The sequence below is a fragment of the Niallia sp. FSL K6-0212 genome (genome assembly GCF_038007605.1).
Classification (GTDB): domain Bacteria; phylum Bacillota; class Bacilli; order Bacillales; family Cytobacillaceae; genus Niallia; species Niallia circulans.
On the sequence record NZ_JBBOXL010000001.1, the window covers coordinates 4,255,245 to 4,272,733 of the forward strand.

Below are 17,489 nucleotides of genomic sequence, written 5' to 3' on the forward strand. Positions count from 1 at the left end.
TGAACACCACTTTTCCTCTGCACTCTCTTATTTTTGGTGCTCATTCAAACTCCATCTTCTCCTTCAAAAAAAAAGCACACTACATATAAAATCGTAGTGTGCTTTTTATCGCCATTCTTATTTTTCCATCCAGTTCGTATGGAAGATTCCTTCTTTATCAAGACGCTCATATGTGTGAGCACCGAAGTAGTCACGCTGCGCTTGTAGTAAATTTGCTGGTAAAGTTGCTGTACGGTAGCTATCAAAGTATGATAATGCGGCTGCAAAGCTTGGTACAGGAATACCGTTTAAGACAGCACCAGAGATTACTTCACGTAATGCTGATTGGTAGTTTTCAGTGATTTCACTGAAATATGGATCCAATAGAAGGTTCTTCAATTCTGGATCACGATCATATGCATCTTTAATTTTTTGTAAGAATTGAGCACGAATAATACAACCACCGCGGAAAATCATAGCGATTTCGCCATAGTTTAAGTTCCAATCGTATTCTTCAGATGCTTCTCTCATTTGCGCAAAACCTTGGGCATAAGAAACAATTTTGCTCAAGTATAGAGCTTTACGTACAGATTCGATAAATGCTGCTTTATCTCCTGTGAAAGGTTTAATTTCTGGGCCTGAAAGTACTTTGCTTGCTTTTACGCGTTCGTCTTTCATTGCAGAAATGAAACGAGCAAATACGGATTCTGTAATCATTGGAAGTGGTACACCTAAGTCTAGAGCACTTTGGCTTGTCCATTTACCAGTTCCTTTTTGACCAGCAGTATCTAAGATTAGATCTACTAAAGGTTTACCAGTTTCTTCGTCAACTTTTGTAAAGATATCTGCAGTGATTTCAATTAGGTAACTGTCTAGCTCCCCTTTATTCCACTCTGCAAATACTTCATGAAGTTCTTGTGCTTCTAAGCCTAAAACATGCTTCATGATGAAGTATGCTTCACAGATTAATTGCATATCTCCATATTCGATTCCATTATGCACCATTTTTACATAGTGACCGGCACCATCTGGACCGATATAAGTAGTACAAGGCTCATCGTTAACTTTTGCAGAAATATCTCGGAAAATTGGAGCAACTAATTCGTATGCTTCTTTTTGGCCACCAGGCATAATAGAAGGTCCTTTTAATGCTCCTTCTTCACCGCCAGAAACACCTGTACCGATGAAGTGAATACCAAGTTCACTAAGCTCTTTATTACGTCTTTGTGTATCTTTAAAGAATGTGTTACCGCCATCGATGACAATATCGCCTTTATCTAATAAAGGTTTTAATTGCTCGATTGTTGCGTCTGTAGCTGGACCAGCTTTAACCATTAACATGATTTTACGTGGAACTTCTAAAGATTGTACAAATTCTTCTAATGTATATGTTCCAACAATATTCTTGCCTTCTGATTCTTTAAGCATTTCTTCTGTTTTTTCTTTTGAACGGTTGAAAACGGAAACAGTATAGCCTCTGCTTTCGATATTCATAGCAAGGTTTTTACCCATAACCGCTAAACCGATTACACCAAATTGCTGTTTTGTCATTTTTTCCTAACGTCCCTTCTAAACTATGTATCCTTATAGTAGAATTCACTTAACTTTAGCAAGATTTTTTAAGTTATGCAACTAAAATGCAACTACTTTTCTTGATTATTTCAAAAAATTTTTTTCGTCACATATAACTTAACTAAAATTTCTTTCCTTGCAAAAAATCTTTATTGAAACTAGTTTTGGTACCAATGTCTTCTTCTTTTTTTGAAATATTATTTCTTTCTGATGCTGGCTCAATAATAGAAGCGCCATATTTTTCTTTCAGCTTATCTATTGCTGTCCATAATGGTTCTTTCGCTGCTTCTTTTTCAAAGGAAAAGAGATCAAGTTGTTTTACTACAATATTATTGTCGATTAAATCTCCTGCTGTTATACCTAATAAACGAACAGGATTTCCATCCCATGCTGTCGTAAAAATCTCTTTGCTTATCTGAAATATCTCTTCCTCTGATTTTATTGGATTTGCTAATTTTTTGCTCTTGGAATAGTTTTTTCTGTTTCCATAGCGAATGGTTACAGATAAATGATTAGCATGTACATGTTTTCTTTTCATTCTTGTAGCCACTTTATTCGCTAGGGAGGCCAATACTTGAAATAATTCCTGCTGATTCTTGACATCGCGCGGCAATGTTGTCGAATTGCCAATACTTTTAAATTCATTGGCAGCTTCTGGATCAACTGGCCGATTATCTTCTCCGTTGGCTTTCTCCTTTAAGCGAATTCCATTGATGCCAAGTGTTGCTTTGAGTGGAATAGACTGAGCCATCGCTAAATCTTTAATGGTTTCTATGCCAATTGCTCTTAGTTTTCCCCCTGTTTTTTTTCCTATACCATGCATTTCTTCTACTTGCATCGGCCAAAGTACTTTAGGAATATCCCGCTTTCTTAAAACCGTGATTCCCATCGGCTTTTTTAAATCTGAAGCTGTTTTGGCAAGAAATTTATTAGGGGCAATCCCGATACTGCATGGTAAGTCTAACCGTTCAAAAATTCGTTTCTGAATCGTTCTTGCAATATATATCGGTGTTCCTAACTCATGGCAATGTGTAATATCTACATATCCTTCATCAATGGAAACAGGCTCGACAATATCGGAAAATTCATGAAGAATTTGAAACATTGCAAGAGATGCTGTTCGATAACGATCAAAATTTGGAGGCAAAACAATTAAATCCGGACATTTTTTCTTCGCTTCCCATAAAGGCATGGTTGTTTTTACGCCAAATTTTCTTGCTTCATAGCTGCAAGTGACAATAATACCTCTGCGTTCTTTTTCATTTCCCGCAATTGCCAATGGCTTCCCCTTTAACTGTGGATCATAAGCCATTTCAACAGATGCATAAAAACTATTCATATCTACATGTAAAATAACTCGTCCCTTTTTCGGATAAAATTCTTTCATTTTGCTTTCACCAATTCTTTATGATCATTTATAGTCACTTCTATTCTTATTCCTCTGCTTTTAGCATAAATCTTACTGCTTACGCAGGCTGATTTTTCATATAGTCTTTAATTTCTTTTACACCTTCAAGTGTTTCTAATAAAATAGTTGGATCAAGCATTAACACCAAGCGATTTTCTAAATTAAGAACACCTGTTATATATTCTGTTTTCTGATAAGCAGAAATGCCGACTTCTTTTATTACTTCGTCTCTTATATCAAGAATTTCTTTTGCATCATTTACAATCATCGCAAACGAAATATCTTCTGTTCGCGCAACAATTAATTTATTATTTTCATTTTCTTCTGTTTTTTGATTATATAAAACCATCTGCAAATCAATGACAGGGATAAGCTCATCTCTTACTTTTCTTATTCCTCTTACAAAGGATGGCAATTGAGGAACAGGAGTAATCTGCTCTTCCTTTTCAATCGATATGACATAAGAAACATCTACGGAATATTCTCCATTTGCTACTTTAAATATAACAACCTTCTTTTCTTCCATTTATATTCCCCCAAGATTCTATTTTTACAGTAGTATTTACCTATACAATATTTTCCTCTGTTTTCTAGATAAATGCAAGTAAAAATAGAAACATTTGTTTGATTTATACTAAAAAGAGTGCTTCCCTAAAGAAAGCACCCCGACTCCATCATATAATTATTGACCAGTTACTTCTTCGATAATAGCAAGTACCATTTCAGCCAATTTATTTAATTCTTCGATCGGCATTTTTTCATTTGTTGTATGAATCTCTTCATAGCCTACCGCTAAGTTAACTGTTGGGATACCAAAACCACAGATAACGTTGGCATCACTTCCACCACCGCTTTGTTGCAGTTCACAGCTTCTGCCAATTTTTGCAGCCGCTTTTTTCGCTACTTCTACAACATGGTCACCTTCGCCAAATTTAAAGCCTGGATACATAACATCCACCTCGACAATTGCTTGTCCGCCCATTTCACTAGCTGCCGATTCAAACGCTTCCTTCATTTTCGCTACTTGTGCAAGCATTTTATCTTCTACTAATGAACGTGCTTCTGCAAGGATATCTACATGATCACACACGATATTTGTTTGTTTTCCACCAGCAAAACTGCCAATATTAGCCGTTGTTTCTTTATCGATACGACCTAAAGGCATTTTTGCAATCGCTTTTGATGCAATAGTAATAGCGGAAACTCCTTTTTCAGGTGCCACACCAGCATGAGCCGTTTTTCCTAGAATCGTTGCTTTAACTTTTGCTTGTGTCGGTGCTGCCACAACGATATTTCCTACCTTCCCATCACTATCTAATGCATAACCATATTTCGCTTGGATTAATTTTGGATCAAGTGCTTTTGCGCCTAATAATCCAGATTCTTCCCCAACTGTAATGATAAATTGAATCGTTCCATGAGGAATATTATTTTCTTTGATTACTGTAAGTATTTCAAGCATAACAGATAAACCAGTTTTATCATCTGCGCCAAGTATTGTTGTGCCATCTGTTACTATGTATCCATCTTTAATGGATGGTTTTACGCCAACTCCTGGAACTACTGTATCCATATGAGAGGTAAAGTAAATAGGATCCACGTTCTCTTTCGTTGCTGGAAGTGTACAAATTAAATTTCCTGCACCATGACCAGTAATAGCTGTAGTATCATCCTCTATCACTTCTAAGCCTAATTCTTCAAATTTCTTTTTTAGTACAATGCTGATTTCTTTTTCATATTTTGTTTCCGAATCAATTTGTACCAGTTCTAAAAACTGATTTAATAAACGTTCTTGATTGATCATTTTTCGTTCCTCCAAAAATTAGTGACATTATTAGTATACGCCTATAAAAAAAGAACATCAAATAAAATTCACGAGGGGGAAATCTCATTTTTCTTCTTATAAAAATAGAAAAGTTTCCTCAAGCAAATATTCCATCTATTTATAGTTGTACCATTCTGCTATTCTTAGTAAAATAGACAATAAGAATGGTTAAGACATGGAGGATACTATGAAGAAAAAGAAAAATAGATTACAAAAGATTGTTGTATATTTAATGATCTTTGTTATGCTTGCATCTACCCTGTTGATTGGAATTGGAATGTTATTTTAATTTAAGCTTATTTTCCATAAGAAAGCGAAGAAGGATAAAACTTCTTCGCTTTTATTCAATGGCCCCATATTCCTTTGCTAGCTCTTGAAAACCTTTATCTGAATTGGTAATCAACACTTTTGTTCCTAAAGGAATGAAATCATAAATAGATTCTATTGCCTCATTTTGCATACGGACACAGCCTTGTGACACGTATTTCCCGATACTTCCTGGATTGTTTGTTCCATGAATTCCGTACATTCTTCCATCTGTGTTATTTGCATCAAAACCAATCCATCTTGTCCCTAATGGATTATCCTCATCTCCCCCCACAATATCTTTTTTTCGATAATAGGGATTTGCGGCTTTAACTGTTATCGTAAATAAACCCTCTGGCGTTAAATCTTCTTTTTTACCGGTCGAAACACTTATCGTTGTCTGCACTCGATTTTCATCTATCAAGGTTAATTGATTCGTTTTTTTATTAATAATGAGAAAAGGATCTCCTGGCAATGGATTTATCCCTAATGGCCAAACGGGGGAAATTGTTAAGAGAATAGACAAAACTAGTTTTAACATCCAATCACACTCTCTTTTTTTCTTAGTTTGTGTGATTATTGTATTTTTATACGGAATAGAAAGTTCTTTTATCAAAAAAACAGGTTTCTTGATCTTATCGACTAAGAAACCTGTTTAACATTTTTATAGCATTTTCTCCAAAAACTCTTTGGCGCGGTCTGTTTTAGGATTGGTAAAGAACTCAGCTGGTGGAGCATCTTCCACTACAACTCCACCATCTAGGAATAGAACTCTATTTGCCGCTTCTCTGGCAAAGCCCATTTCATGTGTCACAATAAGCATGGTAATTCCGGTGTTTGCAAGTGACTTCATTACCTCAAGCACTTCTTTCACCATTTCAGGATCCAATGCTGACGTTGGTTCATCAAATAGGATTACTTCTGGATTCATCGCAAGGGCACGTGCGATTGCCACTCTTTGCTTTTGTCCGCCTGATAAACGGCTAGGATATACATTCGCTTTATCAGCAAGACCAACTTTAGCTAGAAGCTCCTGCCCCATTTTTTCCGCTTCGCTCTTGTTTAGTCCCTTTACTTTGATCGGTGCATATGTCACGTTTTGCAAAACCGTTTTGTGTGGGAAAAGATGAAAATGTTGAAATACCATCCCAACGTTTTCTCTTATTTTTTTTATATTTGTATTTTTATCTGTAATATCCGTACCATCAATTATTACTTTTCCTTTGGTAGGTACTTCAAGTAAGTTAATACAGCGCAGAAATGTAGACTTTCCTGACCCAGAAGGACCGATAATCGTCACTACTTCGCCTTTTTCTACTTGTGTATTTATCCCTTTTAAAACGTGAAGCGAGCCATAGGATTTATGCAGATTTTCAACATTAATCACTTCTTCTCATTCTCCTTTCAACTACTTTTGCCAATGTTGTCAGTATCATTACTAGAACGTAATAAATAAGACCGGCAAGAATCATCGGCTCCAAGTATGCATATTTTTCTCCGCCCATTATATAGGCTCTACGCATAATATCTGTTACACCAATAACAGTAACAACCGCTGACTCTTTTGTTAAGGAAACAGCTTCATTGATTAATGCTGGAAAAATGTTCTTTAAAGCCTGGGGCAAAATTAAATCGAACATCGCTTGCCTAGGGGAAACACCAAGCGCCATAGCAGCTTCTTTCTGGCCACGATCTACTGCTAAAATTCCAGCGCGAATAATTTCCGAAATATAAGCAGCTGAATTTAAGCCAAAGGAAAGAATGGCTGCAACAGCTGGCTCAATTTGGATACCAGTTAATTGCGGTACCCCAAAATAAATAATCATTAATTGCAGAACAAGGGGCGTTCCTCTAAAAACTGATGTATAAATAGCAGCAATCCAGCTAAGGACTGGCAGCTTACTAAGTTTAAATATCGAAAGTATAATTCCTAATACAAAACCAATTATTCCAGCCACCACAACAATTTGCAAAGTCACAGTGATTCCCTTTAACAAATATGGGAGAGAGGGAATAAATTGTTGGAAATCTAAGCCCATTACTATCTCAATCCTTTCTAAAAAAACGGAGGTGTTTTTATCTATTATATAGCTTAAAAAACAAGAAAATGTTTAGGGCATATTCTGCCCTAAACTATCCCCCGCAATTACCTTATCTTAGTTACCAAACCATTTTACAACTAACTTATCAATTTCGCCGCTGTCTTTCATTTTCTTTAATTCAGCATTGAACTTTTCTGTTAAGTCGCTGCCTTTTGGAAATGCAATAGCCGAACCAGCGTCTTCATTTGCTTCCTTCGCTGGGAAAGATGTTAATGTATCCTCTTTATTTAAATAACCTTTTGCAACAACATCCTCAATAATTGCTGCATCAAAACGACCTGCTTTAATTTCTTGAATTAATTGAGGAATACGGTCACGGTTCTCTACTGTAACTTTTACTGTTTTAGCGATTTCTTTTGCTGCATCTTCTTGAATAGATCCTAGTTGTACTCCAACCTTTTTACCATCAAGATCTTGAACAGTTTTAATATTGCTATCTTTTGTCGTTACAACTAAGTCTTTTGCTGTGAAATATATATCGCTGAAGTCAACATTTTCTGCTCTTTCCGGTGTTGGAGACATTCCGGATAATACTAAATCTACTTTGCCAGATTGTAAAGCAGAAATTAATCCGCTAAAATCCATATCCTTCACTTGGATTTGGTAACCTAACTTTTCGCTTAATGCTTTGGCTAAATCAATATCAAAACCAATAATCTCATCACTTTTTGCAGTATCAATATATTCAAATGGTGCATAATCCGCTGATGTTCCCATCACTAGTACTTTTTTATCAGCTGATCCGCTTCCGCTGTTTGCACCTTTTTCATCAGTAGAAGTACCACATGCACTTAAAATGACTACTATAGACAACAGCATTAATGCTAATAATTTTTTCATCTTAAAATCCCCCTATAGTTACTTATGCTTTTATTCTCTTTTAATATTAGTAGTTTGTCGCAAATTATAAGATAGTCTTTTAATTTATATTCATGCAACAATATGAATTTTAACACATACTAATAATTATTCAATACAATTTATACAAATTCACCAAATGAAATACTATTCTGAAAAAAATAAAATTTTCAAACAAAAGGTTGTATTTGATAAATTAGGACGAAAACTTTATCTAATATAGGTTTGAATCTCTTTTTTTCTTGCTGTAAAATCATTTGAACCTCTATTTCCATAAAAAAAACACCCCTTAAGTCAAATTTCACTTTAACTTTCAGGGTGCATGCAAGCTTATTTTACTTCTGTGCAATATTCTTCGAATGCATTTTGTAGTTTTTCTACCACTTGCATAGGATCATGTCCTTCGATTTCATGGCGTTCTACCATCTTAACAAGTTCGCCGTCTTTCATTAATGCAAAAGACGGAGAGGAAGGAGGAAAACCTGTAAAATAAGAACGTGCTTGTTCTGTTGCTTCTTTATCTTGTCCTGCAAATACAGTTACTAATTGATCTGGTCTTTTTTTATAATGTAAGGAGTAACCTGCAGCTGGTCTTGCAATTCCACCTGCACATCCACATACAGAATTAACCATCACTAAAGTGGTGCCTTTTTTGGATAAAGCTTCATCTACAGCTTCTTTTGTTGTAAGTTCTTCGTAACCAGCCTCTACTATTTCTTGGCGTGCTTGACGGACAACATCATTCATGAATAAATTAAAATCAATGTTCATCGTTTCGCTCCTTTTATGAAATATCTTCTTTTTACATTATTATAAAAAAAGTATTCATTTTCAATTTATTTGTTTGCAAAACTTCTTTATTCATTACACTCTTTAATAAATTGGCGTTGTTTCCTCTGACGTTGTCTCTAATATTTCCTTGATTCTCTGTAAGAATCTTCCACATACAAGACCATCTAATACACGGTGATCGAGAGACATACATAAATTCACCATATCAGAGATGGCAATCATATTATCTTTAATAACTGGTCTCTTCACAATTGATTCCACTTGAAGAATCGCTGCTTGAGGATGATTAATAATTCCCATTGACTGAATGGAGCCAAATGATCCGGTATTATTGACAGTAAATGTGCCGCCTTGCATTTCATCAACTGTAAGCTTGCCTTTTCTCGCTTTATTTGCAAGTTCTATTATCTCTCTGGCAATTCCTTTTATCGACTTTTCATCCGCATTTTTGATGACTGGGACAAACAGTGCATCTTCTGTTGCAACGGCAATGGAGATATTAATCTCTTTTTTCTGGATAATTTTATCGCCTGCCCAACTCGAATTAATTTGCGGAAATTCTTTTAATGCACGAGCAACTGCCTTAACAAAGAAAGCAAAGAATGTTAAGTTATAGCCTTCTTCTTTCTTAAAGGAGTCTTTCACTTTATTTCTATATTGAACCAGTTTAGTAACGTCGACTTCAATCATTGTCCAAGCATGAGGAATCTCATGTTTACTCTTTACCATATTATTAGCAATTGCTTTTCTTAATCCCGTAATTGGAAACTCCTTATCCCCTGCACTTGCTGGCACATTATGTACAATTGTTTCTCGTTGAGGAGTATGATTAACTGTTCCATTAACAGAGCCTTTTGCTTCTGTTTGAACTTGGGGAACTCCTTCTTGTATTGCTTTTTGAACATCTTTTCTAGTAATTCTTCCACCTGCACCTGTTCCATCTAAAAGCGTTAAGTCAATTCCCGCTTCTTGAGAAAGACGTAAAACAGCTGGCGAATATCTAGCTTTTTGACTTGAAGCAGCTTCAGTTAGGGGGGCTTCAGTTTTTTCTTTCGATTCTGCTTTTGCTTCTTTCTCTACCTGCGTATTGTCCCCTTCTACTTCAATGGTACAAATTACTTCCCCTACTTCAAGTGTCTGCCCCTCTTCTGCAAGAAGTTCTTTAATGGTTCCCGAAAAAGAAGATGGAATTTCTGCATTTACTTTATCGGTCATTACTTCTGCAAGAGGATCGTATTTATTTACGGCATCCCCTACAGCAACAATCCAATTACTAATCGTTCCTTCTGTTACACTTTCACCTAATTTAGGCATTGTTATCTTTTCAATCGGCATTGTTTTTCCCTCCTTGTTGTACGACTTAGAATTCTGCGAGCTTGCGCATTTCTGTTTCGACTTTTTCTGGTGTTACCAAGAAGAATTTTTCCATTGTTGGTGCATATGGCATTGCCGGAACATCTTCAGCCGCTAGACGCATAATTGGTGCATCTAAATCAAATAAACAGTTTTCTGCAATAATTGCTGCAACTTCACTAATAACACTACCTTCTTTGTTATCCTCTGTTACTAGCAGTACCTTGCCTGTCTTAGAAGCGGCTTCAATAATAGCCTCTTTATCGAGTGGATAAACTGTACGCAAATCTAAAATATGTGCAGAAATGCCATCCTCTGCTAACTTTTCAGCAGCCTGCAAGGCAAAATGAACACATAAACCATATGTGATGACTGTTATATCTTCGCCCTCACGCTTTACATCTGCTTTACCAATTGGTAACACATAATCTTCTTCTGGAACAAAACCTTTAATTAATCGATAAGCACGCTTATGTTCAAAGAATAATACCGGATCAGGGTCTTGAATTGCAGCTTTTAACAGCCCTTTAACATCATATGGTGTAGAAGGCATAACAATTTTTAGTCCTGGTGTATTAGCAAACATAGCTTCTACAGATTGAGAATGATAAAGCGCACCATGAATACCGCCGCCATATGGAGCACGAATAACAATTGGACAAGTCCAGTCATTGTTAGATCGATATCTTATTTTTGCTGCTTCTGAAACAATTTGATTGACAGCAGGCATTATAAAATCAGCAAATTGCATTTCGGCAATTGGTTTTAAGCCATACATCGCAGCTCCAATTCCTACCCCAGCTATCGCCGACTCCGCTAAAGGCGCATCTATTACCCGCTCTGCTCCAAATTGATCATACAAACCTGTTGTCGCTTTAAATACTCCACCTTTTACTCCTACATCCTCTCCAAGAATAAATACTTTGTCATCCTTCTCCATTTCTTCACGAATGGCTTGAGTTACTGCATCTATATAGGATATTACTGGCATCTTTCTGTTTCCCCCTTAATTCCCGTATACATATTTCAATGTATCTTCTGGTTGTGCATATGGTGCTTTTTCTGCATAATCCGTTGCTTCATTGATCACATCTGCCAATTTCTTATTTAACTCTTGATCCATTTCTTCTGTTAGTATTCCTGTAGAAAGCAAATACGCTTTAAAAGTGAATAATGGATCTTTTGCTTTAGCCTCTGTGACTTCTTCGCGCGCACGATAGCTGCTGTCGTCATCGTCAGAAGAATGAGGAGTTAAACGATAAGAAATCGTTTCAATTAAAGTCGGCCCTTCGCCTCTTCTTGCTCTATCAACCGCCTCTTTCGTCACTCGATACACTTCAATTGGATCGTTTCCATCTACAGTGTATCCCGGCATGCCATAACCAATTGCACGGTCAGAAACATTTGCACATCCTAATTGCTTTTCAATTGGAACGGAAATCGCATATTTATTATTTTCACAAAGAAAAATAACAGGCAGCTTATGCACACCAGCGAAGTTGGCCCCTTCATGGAAGTCTCCCTGATTAGAAGAACCCTCTCCAAAGCTGACAAAGGTTACGAAATCCTTCTTTTCTATCTTCCCAGCTAAAGCAACTCCCACTGCATGAGGTACTTGAGTCGTTACTGGTGATGAACCTGTAACGATTCTATTTTTCTTCTGACCAAAATGTCCTGGCATTTGTCTTCCGCCTGAGTTAGGGTCTTCTGCTTTCGCAAAGCCTGATAACATAATTTCCTTCGGTGTCATTCCAAAGGTTAATACAACACCCAGATCACGATAATATGGCAGCATATAGTCCTTTTCCCGGTCAAACGCAAAGGCTGCTCCTACCTGGGCTGCTTCCTGGCCTTGACATGAGATAACAAAAGGAATTTTTCCTGCTCTATTTAACAACCACATTCTTTCATCAATTCTTCGTGCGAGGAGCATCTGCTCATACATTTCTAATACTTGATCATCCGTTAATCCCGCCTCTAAATGGCGATTATGAACCATTGTCATACTATTACCTCCTAATTGATTCATGTTTGTTCCCCCTATTTAGCTAGACATTATTTTTTGATTTCTTTATTAACCATGAATGGCTTCCCCTTCAACAGCAAGGGCTGCTTCTCCAATTGCCTCTGTCAGTGTTGGATGGGGATGAATCGTATTCCCAATTTCCCAGGCTGTTGCGTCTAGCACTTTGGCAAGAGCTGCTTCTCCAATAAGATCTGTTGCATGGGCACCTATAATATGCACACCCAATAAATCATCGGTTTCTTGATCAGTAATTATTTTGACAAAACCATCTTGTTCTCCAAAAATAAGCGCTTTTCCAATCGCTTTAAAGGAGAATTTGCCTTTTTTTATCTTATACCCAAGCTCAATTGCTTCTTCTTCTGTGTATCCGACACTGGAAATCTCAGGACTTGTATAAATGCATTTGGAAACTGTTTTATAATCCAGTGGATGTGGTTTTTCACCGGCTATATGCTCCACTGCGATTATCCCTTCATGGGAGGCAACATGTGCGAGCTGTAATCCTCCTATACAATCACCAATTGCGTAAATATGCGATTCTTTCGTTTGATAGTATTCATTTGTTTGAATTTGATTTTGAACAACCGCAATGTCGGTATTTTCAAGACCAATTCCTTCTACATTTCCTATGCGGCCTACAGATACTAGCAGTTTTTCCCCTTCAAATGACTGGGACTCACCATTTTTTTCTGCTTGAATGATTACTTTATCCACATTCTTCTGCAAAGTTTCTGGAAGTACTTTAGCACCTGTTACAATCTGAATTCCCTTTTTCTTGAGGATTCTTTGTAATTCTTTACTAATTTCCTTATCTTCTGTTGGCACCAATCGGTCACTATATTCTAAAATAGTTACTTTAACATCAAAATCAGCAAGCATAGAGGCCCATTCAACCCCTATTACTCCCCCGCCAACGATTATAATGGACGAAGGAAGTTTTTCCATTTGCAGCGCTTCCTCTGAACTAATGACAGTCGAACCATCAATCTCTAGACCAGGTAAGCTTTTTGGCCGAGACCCCGTTGCAATGATTACATGTTTCGGAATCAGCATTTCGTTTTCTTCTCCATTATTCATTTCAACCGAAATAGTACCTGGCATGGGGGAAAAAATGGATGGGCCCATTATTCTTCCATTGCCTTCATAAACATCAATTTTTCCTTTTTTCATTAAATACTGAACACCGCTGTAAAGTTGGTTAATAATGGTAGATTTTCTTTCTTGCACCCGATTGAAATCTAATCTTATATCCGAGGTGATAATCCCAAATTCCTCGCTTTTTTTCGCCGTTGCATAAACCTCTGCACTTCTTAATAACGCTTTACTTGGAATACAGCCATTATGTAAACACGTTCCACCTAATTTGCCTTTTTCAACCACCGCTGTCTTTAAACCTAATTGAGAAGCACGAATCGCTGCAACATAACCACCCGTTCCTCCTCCTAAAATGACAAGATCATACTCTTTAGCCATCTATCTTCACTCCTCTCTTTCTCCATATTCTTTTGGTCTCTCTTCCTTACGTAATACTCTTAACACACCTTCTGCCAAAGATTGCCGTTCGTTTTCACCTGGATATATCATTATATCTGCAATCCAATTAACACGTTCCATAATTAATTTTACAAAATGGTTACTAAAGGCTAGTTCACCTGTTAAGATAATGGCATCTACTTTGCCAAAAAGCACGGTGCTCGCACTGCCAATTTCCTTAGCAATTTGATAAGCTAACGCCTCATAAATAAGAATATTGGGATTATCTCGTTTACCAAGCTCTTCCTCTATATCAAAAGAACCTTCAGGCGCTTTACTAAGGTAGGATTTTACTCCAGAATGATACAATAATTGATGCTTCATTTCTTCATATGTAAATTTACCTGAATAGCATAAATCAACTAAATCACCATGAGGTAAAGTACCACACCGCTCCAAACTAAATGGCCCTTCCCCATTTAAGCCATTATTTACATCTATCACTTTTCCATTTGCATGTGCACCGATTGTAATTCCATCTCCAAGATGGGCAATAATCAAATGTGCTTCTTCATATTTTTTGCCTAACTCCATCGCTGCTCGTCTTCCCGTTGCTTTATGATTGAGTGCATGAAAAACACTTTTTCTTGTAATGCTCGGATATCCAGAAATCTTTGCAATATCGTCCATTTCATCGACAACAACTGGATCAACTATATAGGAAGGAATCTCTAAATGTTCAGCAATTTCATAAGCGATAAGTGCTCCTAAATTGGAAGGGTGTTCTCCTCTTGTTTGGGCAAACAGCTCCTCCTGCATAGCAGCGTTTATCGAATAAGTTCCACCATCAATTGGTTTAAGGAGCCCACCTCTTCCACAAACAGCTGCCAATTTGGAAAGGTTTATTCCTTTATTCACCAAATAAGACAAAATCTCATCTGATCGATACTTATATTGAGCAACAATCGAAGAGAATTCTAGCAATTTATTGTAATCATGATGTAAATCGTCTACAATAATCGGTACTTCATTTTCATATAACGCGATTTCGGTTACTGCTGCCCGTGGGTTTATGACCAATATACGATATTTCCTCATTTTAATAAGCCCCTAAGAAAGAATTAATTTAAATGATACTTATCCAATTTATAGTATAAATTGCGGACTGACAGCCCCAATGTTTTAGCTGTTAGTGTTTTATTTCCATCTAGCTTTCTCAATGTCTGTTCGATTATAACTTTCTCGTATTTCTCTACCAGGACAGATAATGGTTGATTTTCTATATTAGCATCCTCTTGAAATTCCGCTTGTTGTTTTTTTATTACTTGCGGAAGCGCGAGATGCTCTACTTTAAGCACGGAATCTTCTTCACTAGCTTGTATCACCGAAAGCTGGAGGATTGCCTTTAATTCAAGGATATTCCTTGTATAACCATAATTTTTCAAAGCTTTTTGTGCTTCTGGGTCAATCTCTGTTATCCATCTTCCGTTTTCTTTGTTCAACTCGATAAGAAAATGTTTCGCTAACAGATAAATATCCTCTTTGCGTTCCCTTAAAGGTGGTAAGTATATATTTGATTTCATTAATTCATCATAAAGTTCTTCTAAAAAGTCCCCTGCCATTAATGCTTTTTCTAGCTTAATAGGGGAGGAAACAATCAAGCGGAAGGATAGCTTCTTCTCTTCCTGTGCTAATTCCTTCAGTCTATTTAATAGAGAGGTTTGTTCTGCCATCGATAAACAGGTAATATTTTCAAGATATACGGTTCCTTTTGATAAAGAATTCATTGTACTTAAAAATGCTCGTAATTGTTCTCGATTCTTCTGCGGATATATCCGTTTAAATAGATGAAACTTATTTTCGCTCCAATTATGAATGGCATTAGCAAGCATAAATTTACCAGTTCCCTCTTCTCCGCGGATAAATATAACCTGTTTACTCCCTGCCGCCAACTTTGCCTGTTCAATAGCGAAGTTCATGGATGGCGACTTATATATAAAATCATCAAACTGAAAGCTCTGTTCTAATCCTCGGATAATGGCTTTTGTCTGTTGAAGTTCTTTTTTTAATTGAGCCGTTTCTGTTTCATTATGAAGAATCTGCAAACAGCCCTTTAATTTCCCATCCACCATAATAGGTGTACTTTTTACCGTTAAACATAAGGTGTCTGTCTGAATGGTTATTTCTGCATCTCTTCTTGTTTGAATGACTTCTTCTCTATTTTTTCTCATTAATTGATGGTTATTTTGCTGATCAAGGAGAACAGCCAATTCTTTATATGACGAATTTTGCATAACAATATGGCCAAATTCATCTACTACAAGATAGGCTTCTGCACTTTTTTGCAAAAGCAATGTTAACAGCATTTGAAGGTTATCTTTATCAATCCATTGTCTTTTTTGGCTTTCTTCTTGTAAAACCGCTACAGCACCAATTACATTATTATCTTTTCCTATTAGCGGATAACGGGAAATAAGAAGATAATCCGCTTCAGAAATAGCAAACTTTTTCTGCTCTTCTATTCTTTTCGTATGTAATACTCTCATCATCCCACTGTTAGGGATAACGGATAAAATATGCTGATCCATTTGAAGCGGATATTGGTTCTGCATCAAACTTTGCGCACTTTTATTGAAATAAGAGATAACGCCGCGATCATCTATTATAATTATGCCTTCCTTTATTTCATCAAAAAGCGTATAAGAGGTTGACTGTATCATTCGATCAATCATTCGCACACTTCCCATCTGTCTATCCGTGCAATATATTTCATATCTATACTATACCTACTCCCTAAAAAATATGCAATTTTTTTCCCATTTTCTTTTATTTCTGAAAAGTAAAAAGGTTATGTCTGTTTTAACATTTTGAGATCGCTAACATGTTAAGGAGAAGTATTCAAATAGTTGCTTAAGAATTCTTTTTTCGCAAAAAAAGGTTTTCCGCCTCTTCTCTAAACTAGAGATTACAGCAGAAAACCCATTATATTATGATTGTGTCAGGACAGTTCGTGCAATAATTGGCTCATCTGTAATAATGGCAGATATTCCAGCATCCATTAATGCTTGCATCGTTTTCGGATTATTTACCGTATATGCCCTAACTTTAATATTATTTTCTTCTGAAGATTTTATTATCTCTCGATTTATCCGTTTATAATTAGGGTGAAATCCTTTGGCATTTATAGCATTGGCATAAATCCAAGGCTGATAAATTCCATCAGACAATAAAGGGGCCGTTTCAATTTCTGGAGCGATGCGATAGGTATGTACGAGACTATAATGATTAAAGGAGGAGAAAATAATTCTTTTTTCAAAACCGTATTTGCGGATGAGAGCAATTGTTTTCTCTTCCATTCCTTCATAAGCAATCTTGTTATTCTTCATTTCAATATTGCAGATTATGTCATTATCTTGCATCCAATCAAACAATTCGATTAAAGTGGGAATAGGCTCATTCTCGACTTGCTTAAATCGATGTCCTGCATTAAATGATCTTAACTCTTTATAATTGAATGCTTGCACATAGCCAGAAGCATTCGTTGTTCGATCTACCTTTTCATCATGGATGATGACTATTTCCCCATCCTTAGACATTTGAATATCAATTTCAATCCCATCAGCCTCTGCCTTTTCTGCCTCGATAAAAGCCATCATTGTATTCTCTGGATAATGTGCCGAAAAACCTCTGTGTGCAAATATTTTCGTCATAACAAATCACTTCCTTATGTAGAACTTCATTATATATGGCCATTTATGTAATGTTTTTGGTCAGATGAAAAAAACAGGCCCTAAC

Annotated in this window: 17 protein-coding genes; 1 reads left to right on the forward strand and 16 read right to left on the reverse strand. The window is 36.5% G+C overall.

Annotated features, from left to right (window positions below):
* Nucleotides 1-117: 117 nt before the first annotated feature.
* The 4 genes from gndA to MHH96_RS20460 form a co-directional block, all read right to left on the reverse strand.
* Nucleotides 118-1,530, reverse strand: a complete 1,413-nt coding sequence (gene gndA, locus MHH96_RS20445; protein WP_047941097.1) for an NADP-dependent phosphogluconate dehydrogenase — start codon at nucleotides 1,528-1,530, stop codon at nucleotides 118-120.
* A 142-nt stretch (nucleotides 1,531-1,672) separates the two neighbouring features.
* Nucleotides 1,673-2,938: a DNA polymerase IV gene (locus MHH96_RS20450; RefSeq protein ID WP_144545228.1), complete on the reverse strand. Its 1,266-nt coding sequence runs from the start codon at nucleotides 2,936-2,938 to the stop codon at nucleotides 1,673-1,675.
* 79 nt (nucleotides 2,939-3,017) lie between these two features.
* Nucleotides 3,018-3,485, reverse strand: coding sequence for a chemotaxis protein CheW (locus MHH96_RS20455; protein WP_144545226.1), 468 nt, complete (start codon nucleotides 3,483-3,485; stop codon nucleotides 3,018-3,020).
* Nucleotides 3,486-3,641: 156 nt separating this feature from the next.
* Complete coding sequence (locus tag MHH96_RS20460) at nucleotides 3,642-4,763, reverse strand: tripeptidase T (RefSeq protein ID WP_047941100.1); 1,122 nt, start codon at nucleotides 4,761-4,763, stop codon at nucleotides 3,642-3,644.
* A 196-nt stretch (nucleotides 4,764-4,959) separates the two neighbouring features.
* Here MHH96_RS20460 and prli42 point away from each other — a divergent pair, with 196 nt between their 5' ends.
* Nucleotides 4,960-5,073, forward strand: a complete 114-nt coding sequence (prli42, locus tag MHH96_RS20465; RefSeq protein WP_235973367.1) for a stressosome-associated protein Prli42 — start codon at nucleotides 4,960-4,962, stop codon at nucleotides 5,071-5,073.
* A 51-nt stretch (nucleotides 5,074-5,124) separates the two neighbouring features.
* Here prli42 and MHH96_RS20470 read toward each other — a convergent pair whose 3' ends face one another.
* The 12 genes from MHH96_RS20470 to MHH96_RS20525 all read right to left on the reverse strand — a co-directional run bounded on the left by MHH96_RS20470 (nucleotide 5,125) and on the right by MHH96_RS20525 (nucleotide 17,404).
* Nucleotides 5,125-5,631: a L,D-transpeptidase gene (locus MHH96_RS20470; RefSeq protein ID WP_047941102.1), complete on the reverse strand. Its 507-nt coding sequence runs from the start codon at nucleotides 5,629-5,631 to the stop codon at nucleotides 5,125-5,127.
* A 123-nt stretch (nucleotides 5,632-5,754) separates the two neighbouring features.
* Entirely contained in the window at nucleotides 5,755-6,477 is a 723-nt protein-coding gene (locus MHH96_RS20475; protein ID WP_047941103.1) for an amino acid ABC transporter ATP-binding protein, read from the reverse strand.
* Nucleotides 6,470-7,129: an amino acid ABC transporter permease gene (locus tag MHH96_RS20480; RefSeq protein WP_061798429.1), complete on the reverse strand. Its 660-nt coding sequence runs from the start codon at nucleotides 7,127-7,129 to the stop codon at nucleotides 6,470-6,472. The genes MHH96_RS20475 and MHH96_RS20480 overlap by 8 nt, the downstream gene beginning before the upstream one ends.
* A 117-nt stretch (nucleotides 7,130-7,246) precedes the next feature.
* Nucleotides 7,247-8,032, reverse strand: a complete 786-nt coding sequence (locus MHH96_RS20485) for a transporter substrate-binding domain-containing protein (RefSeq protein ID WP_047941105.1) — start codon at nucleotides 8,030-8,032, stop codon at nucleotides 7,247-7,249.
* 348 nt (nucleotides 8,033-8,380) lie between these two features.
* Nucleotides 8,381-8,821, reverse strand: a complete 441-nt coding sequence (locus tag MHH96_RS20490) for a BrxA/BrxB family bacilliredoxin (protein ID WP_047941106.1) — start codon at nucleotides 8,819-8,821, stop codon at nucleotides 8,381-8,383.
* A 102-nt stretch (nucleotides 8,822-8,923) separates the two neighbouring features.
* A complete protein-coding gene (locus MHH96_RS20495) occupies nucleotides 8,924-10,177 on the reverse strand; it encodes a dihydrolipoamide acetyltransferase family protein (RefSeq protein WP_047941107.1) in 1,254 nt (417 codons plus the stop codon).
* 25 nt (nucleotides 10,178-10,202) lie between these two features.
* The gene (locus tag MHH96_RS20500) at nucleotides 10,203-11,186 is read right to left on the reverse strand and encodes an alpha-ketoacid dehydrogenase subunit beta (protein ID WP_047941108.1); all 984 of its coding nucleotides are present in this window, start codon (nucleotides 11,184-11,186) and stop codon (nucleotides 10,203-10,205) included.
* Between the two features lie 15 nt (nucleotides 11,187-11,201).
* A complete protein-coding gene (locus tag MHH96_RS20505; protein ID WP_047941355.1) occupies nucleotides 11,202-12,194 on the reverse strand; it encodes a thiamine pyrophosphate-dependent dehydrogenase E1 component subunit alpha in 993 nt (330 codons plus the stop codon).
* A gap of 75 nt (nucleotides 12,195-12,269) precedes the next feature.
* A complete protein-coding gene (lpdA, locus tag MHH96_RS20510) occupies nucleotides 12,270-13,694 on the reverse strand; it encodes a dihydrolipoyl dehydrogenase (RefSeq protein WP_047941109.1) in 1,425 nt (474 codons plus the stop codon).
* A 6-nt stretch (nucleotides 13,695-13,700) separates the two neighbouring features.
* Nucleotides 13,701-14,792 (reverse strand): butyrate kinase, encoded by a 1,092-nt coding sequence (gene buk / locus MHH96_RS20515; protein WP_047941110.1) that lies wholly within the window; start codon nucleotides 14,790-14,792, stop codon nucleotides 13,701-13,703.
* Between the two features lie 23 nt (nucleotides 14,793-14,815).
* A complete protein-coding gene (locus MHH96_RS20520) occupies nucleotides 14,816-16,426 on the reverse strand; it encodes a sigma-54-dependent Fis family transcriptional regulator (RefSeq protein WP_047941111.1) in 1,611 nt (536 codons plus the stop codon).
* Between the two features lie 255 nt (nucleotides 16,427-16,681).
* Complete coding sequence (locus MHH96_RS20525; RefSeq protein WP_047941112.1) at nucleotides 16,682-17,404, reverse strand: glycerophosphodiester phosphodiesterase; 723 nt, start codon at nucleotides 17,402-17,404, stop codon at nucleotides 16,682-16,684.
* Nucleotides 17,405-17,489: the final 85 nt, after the last annotated feature.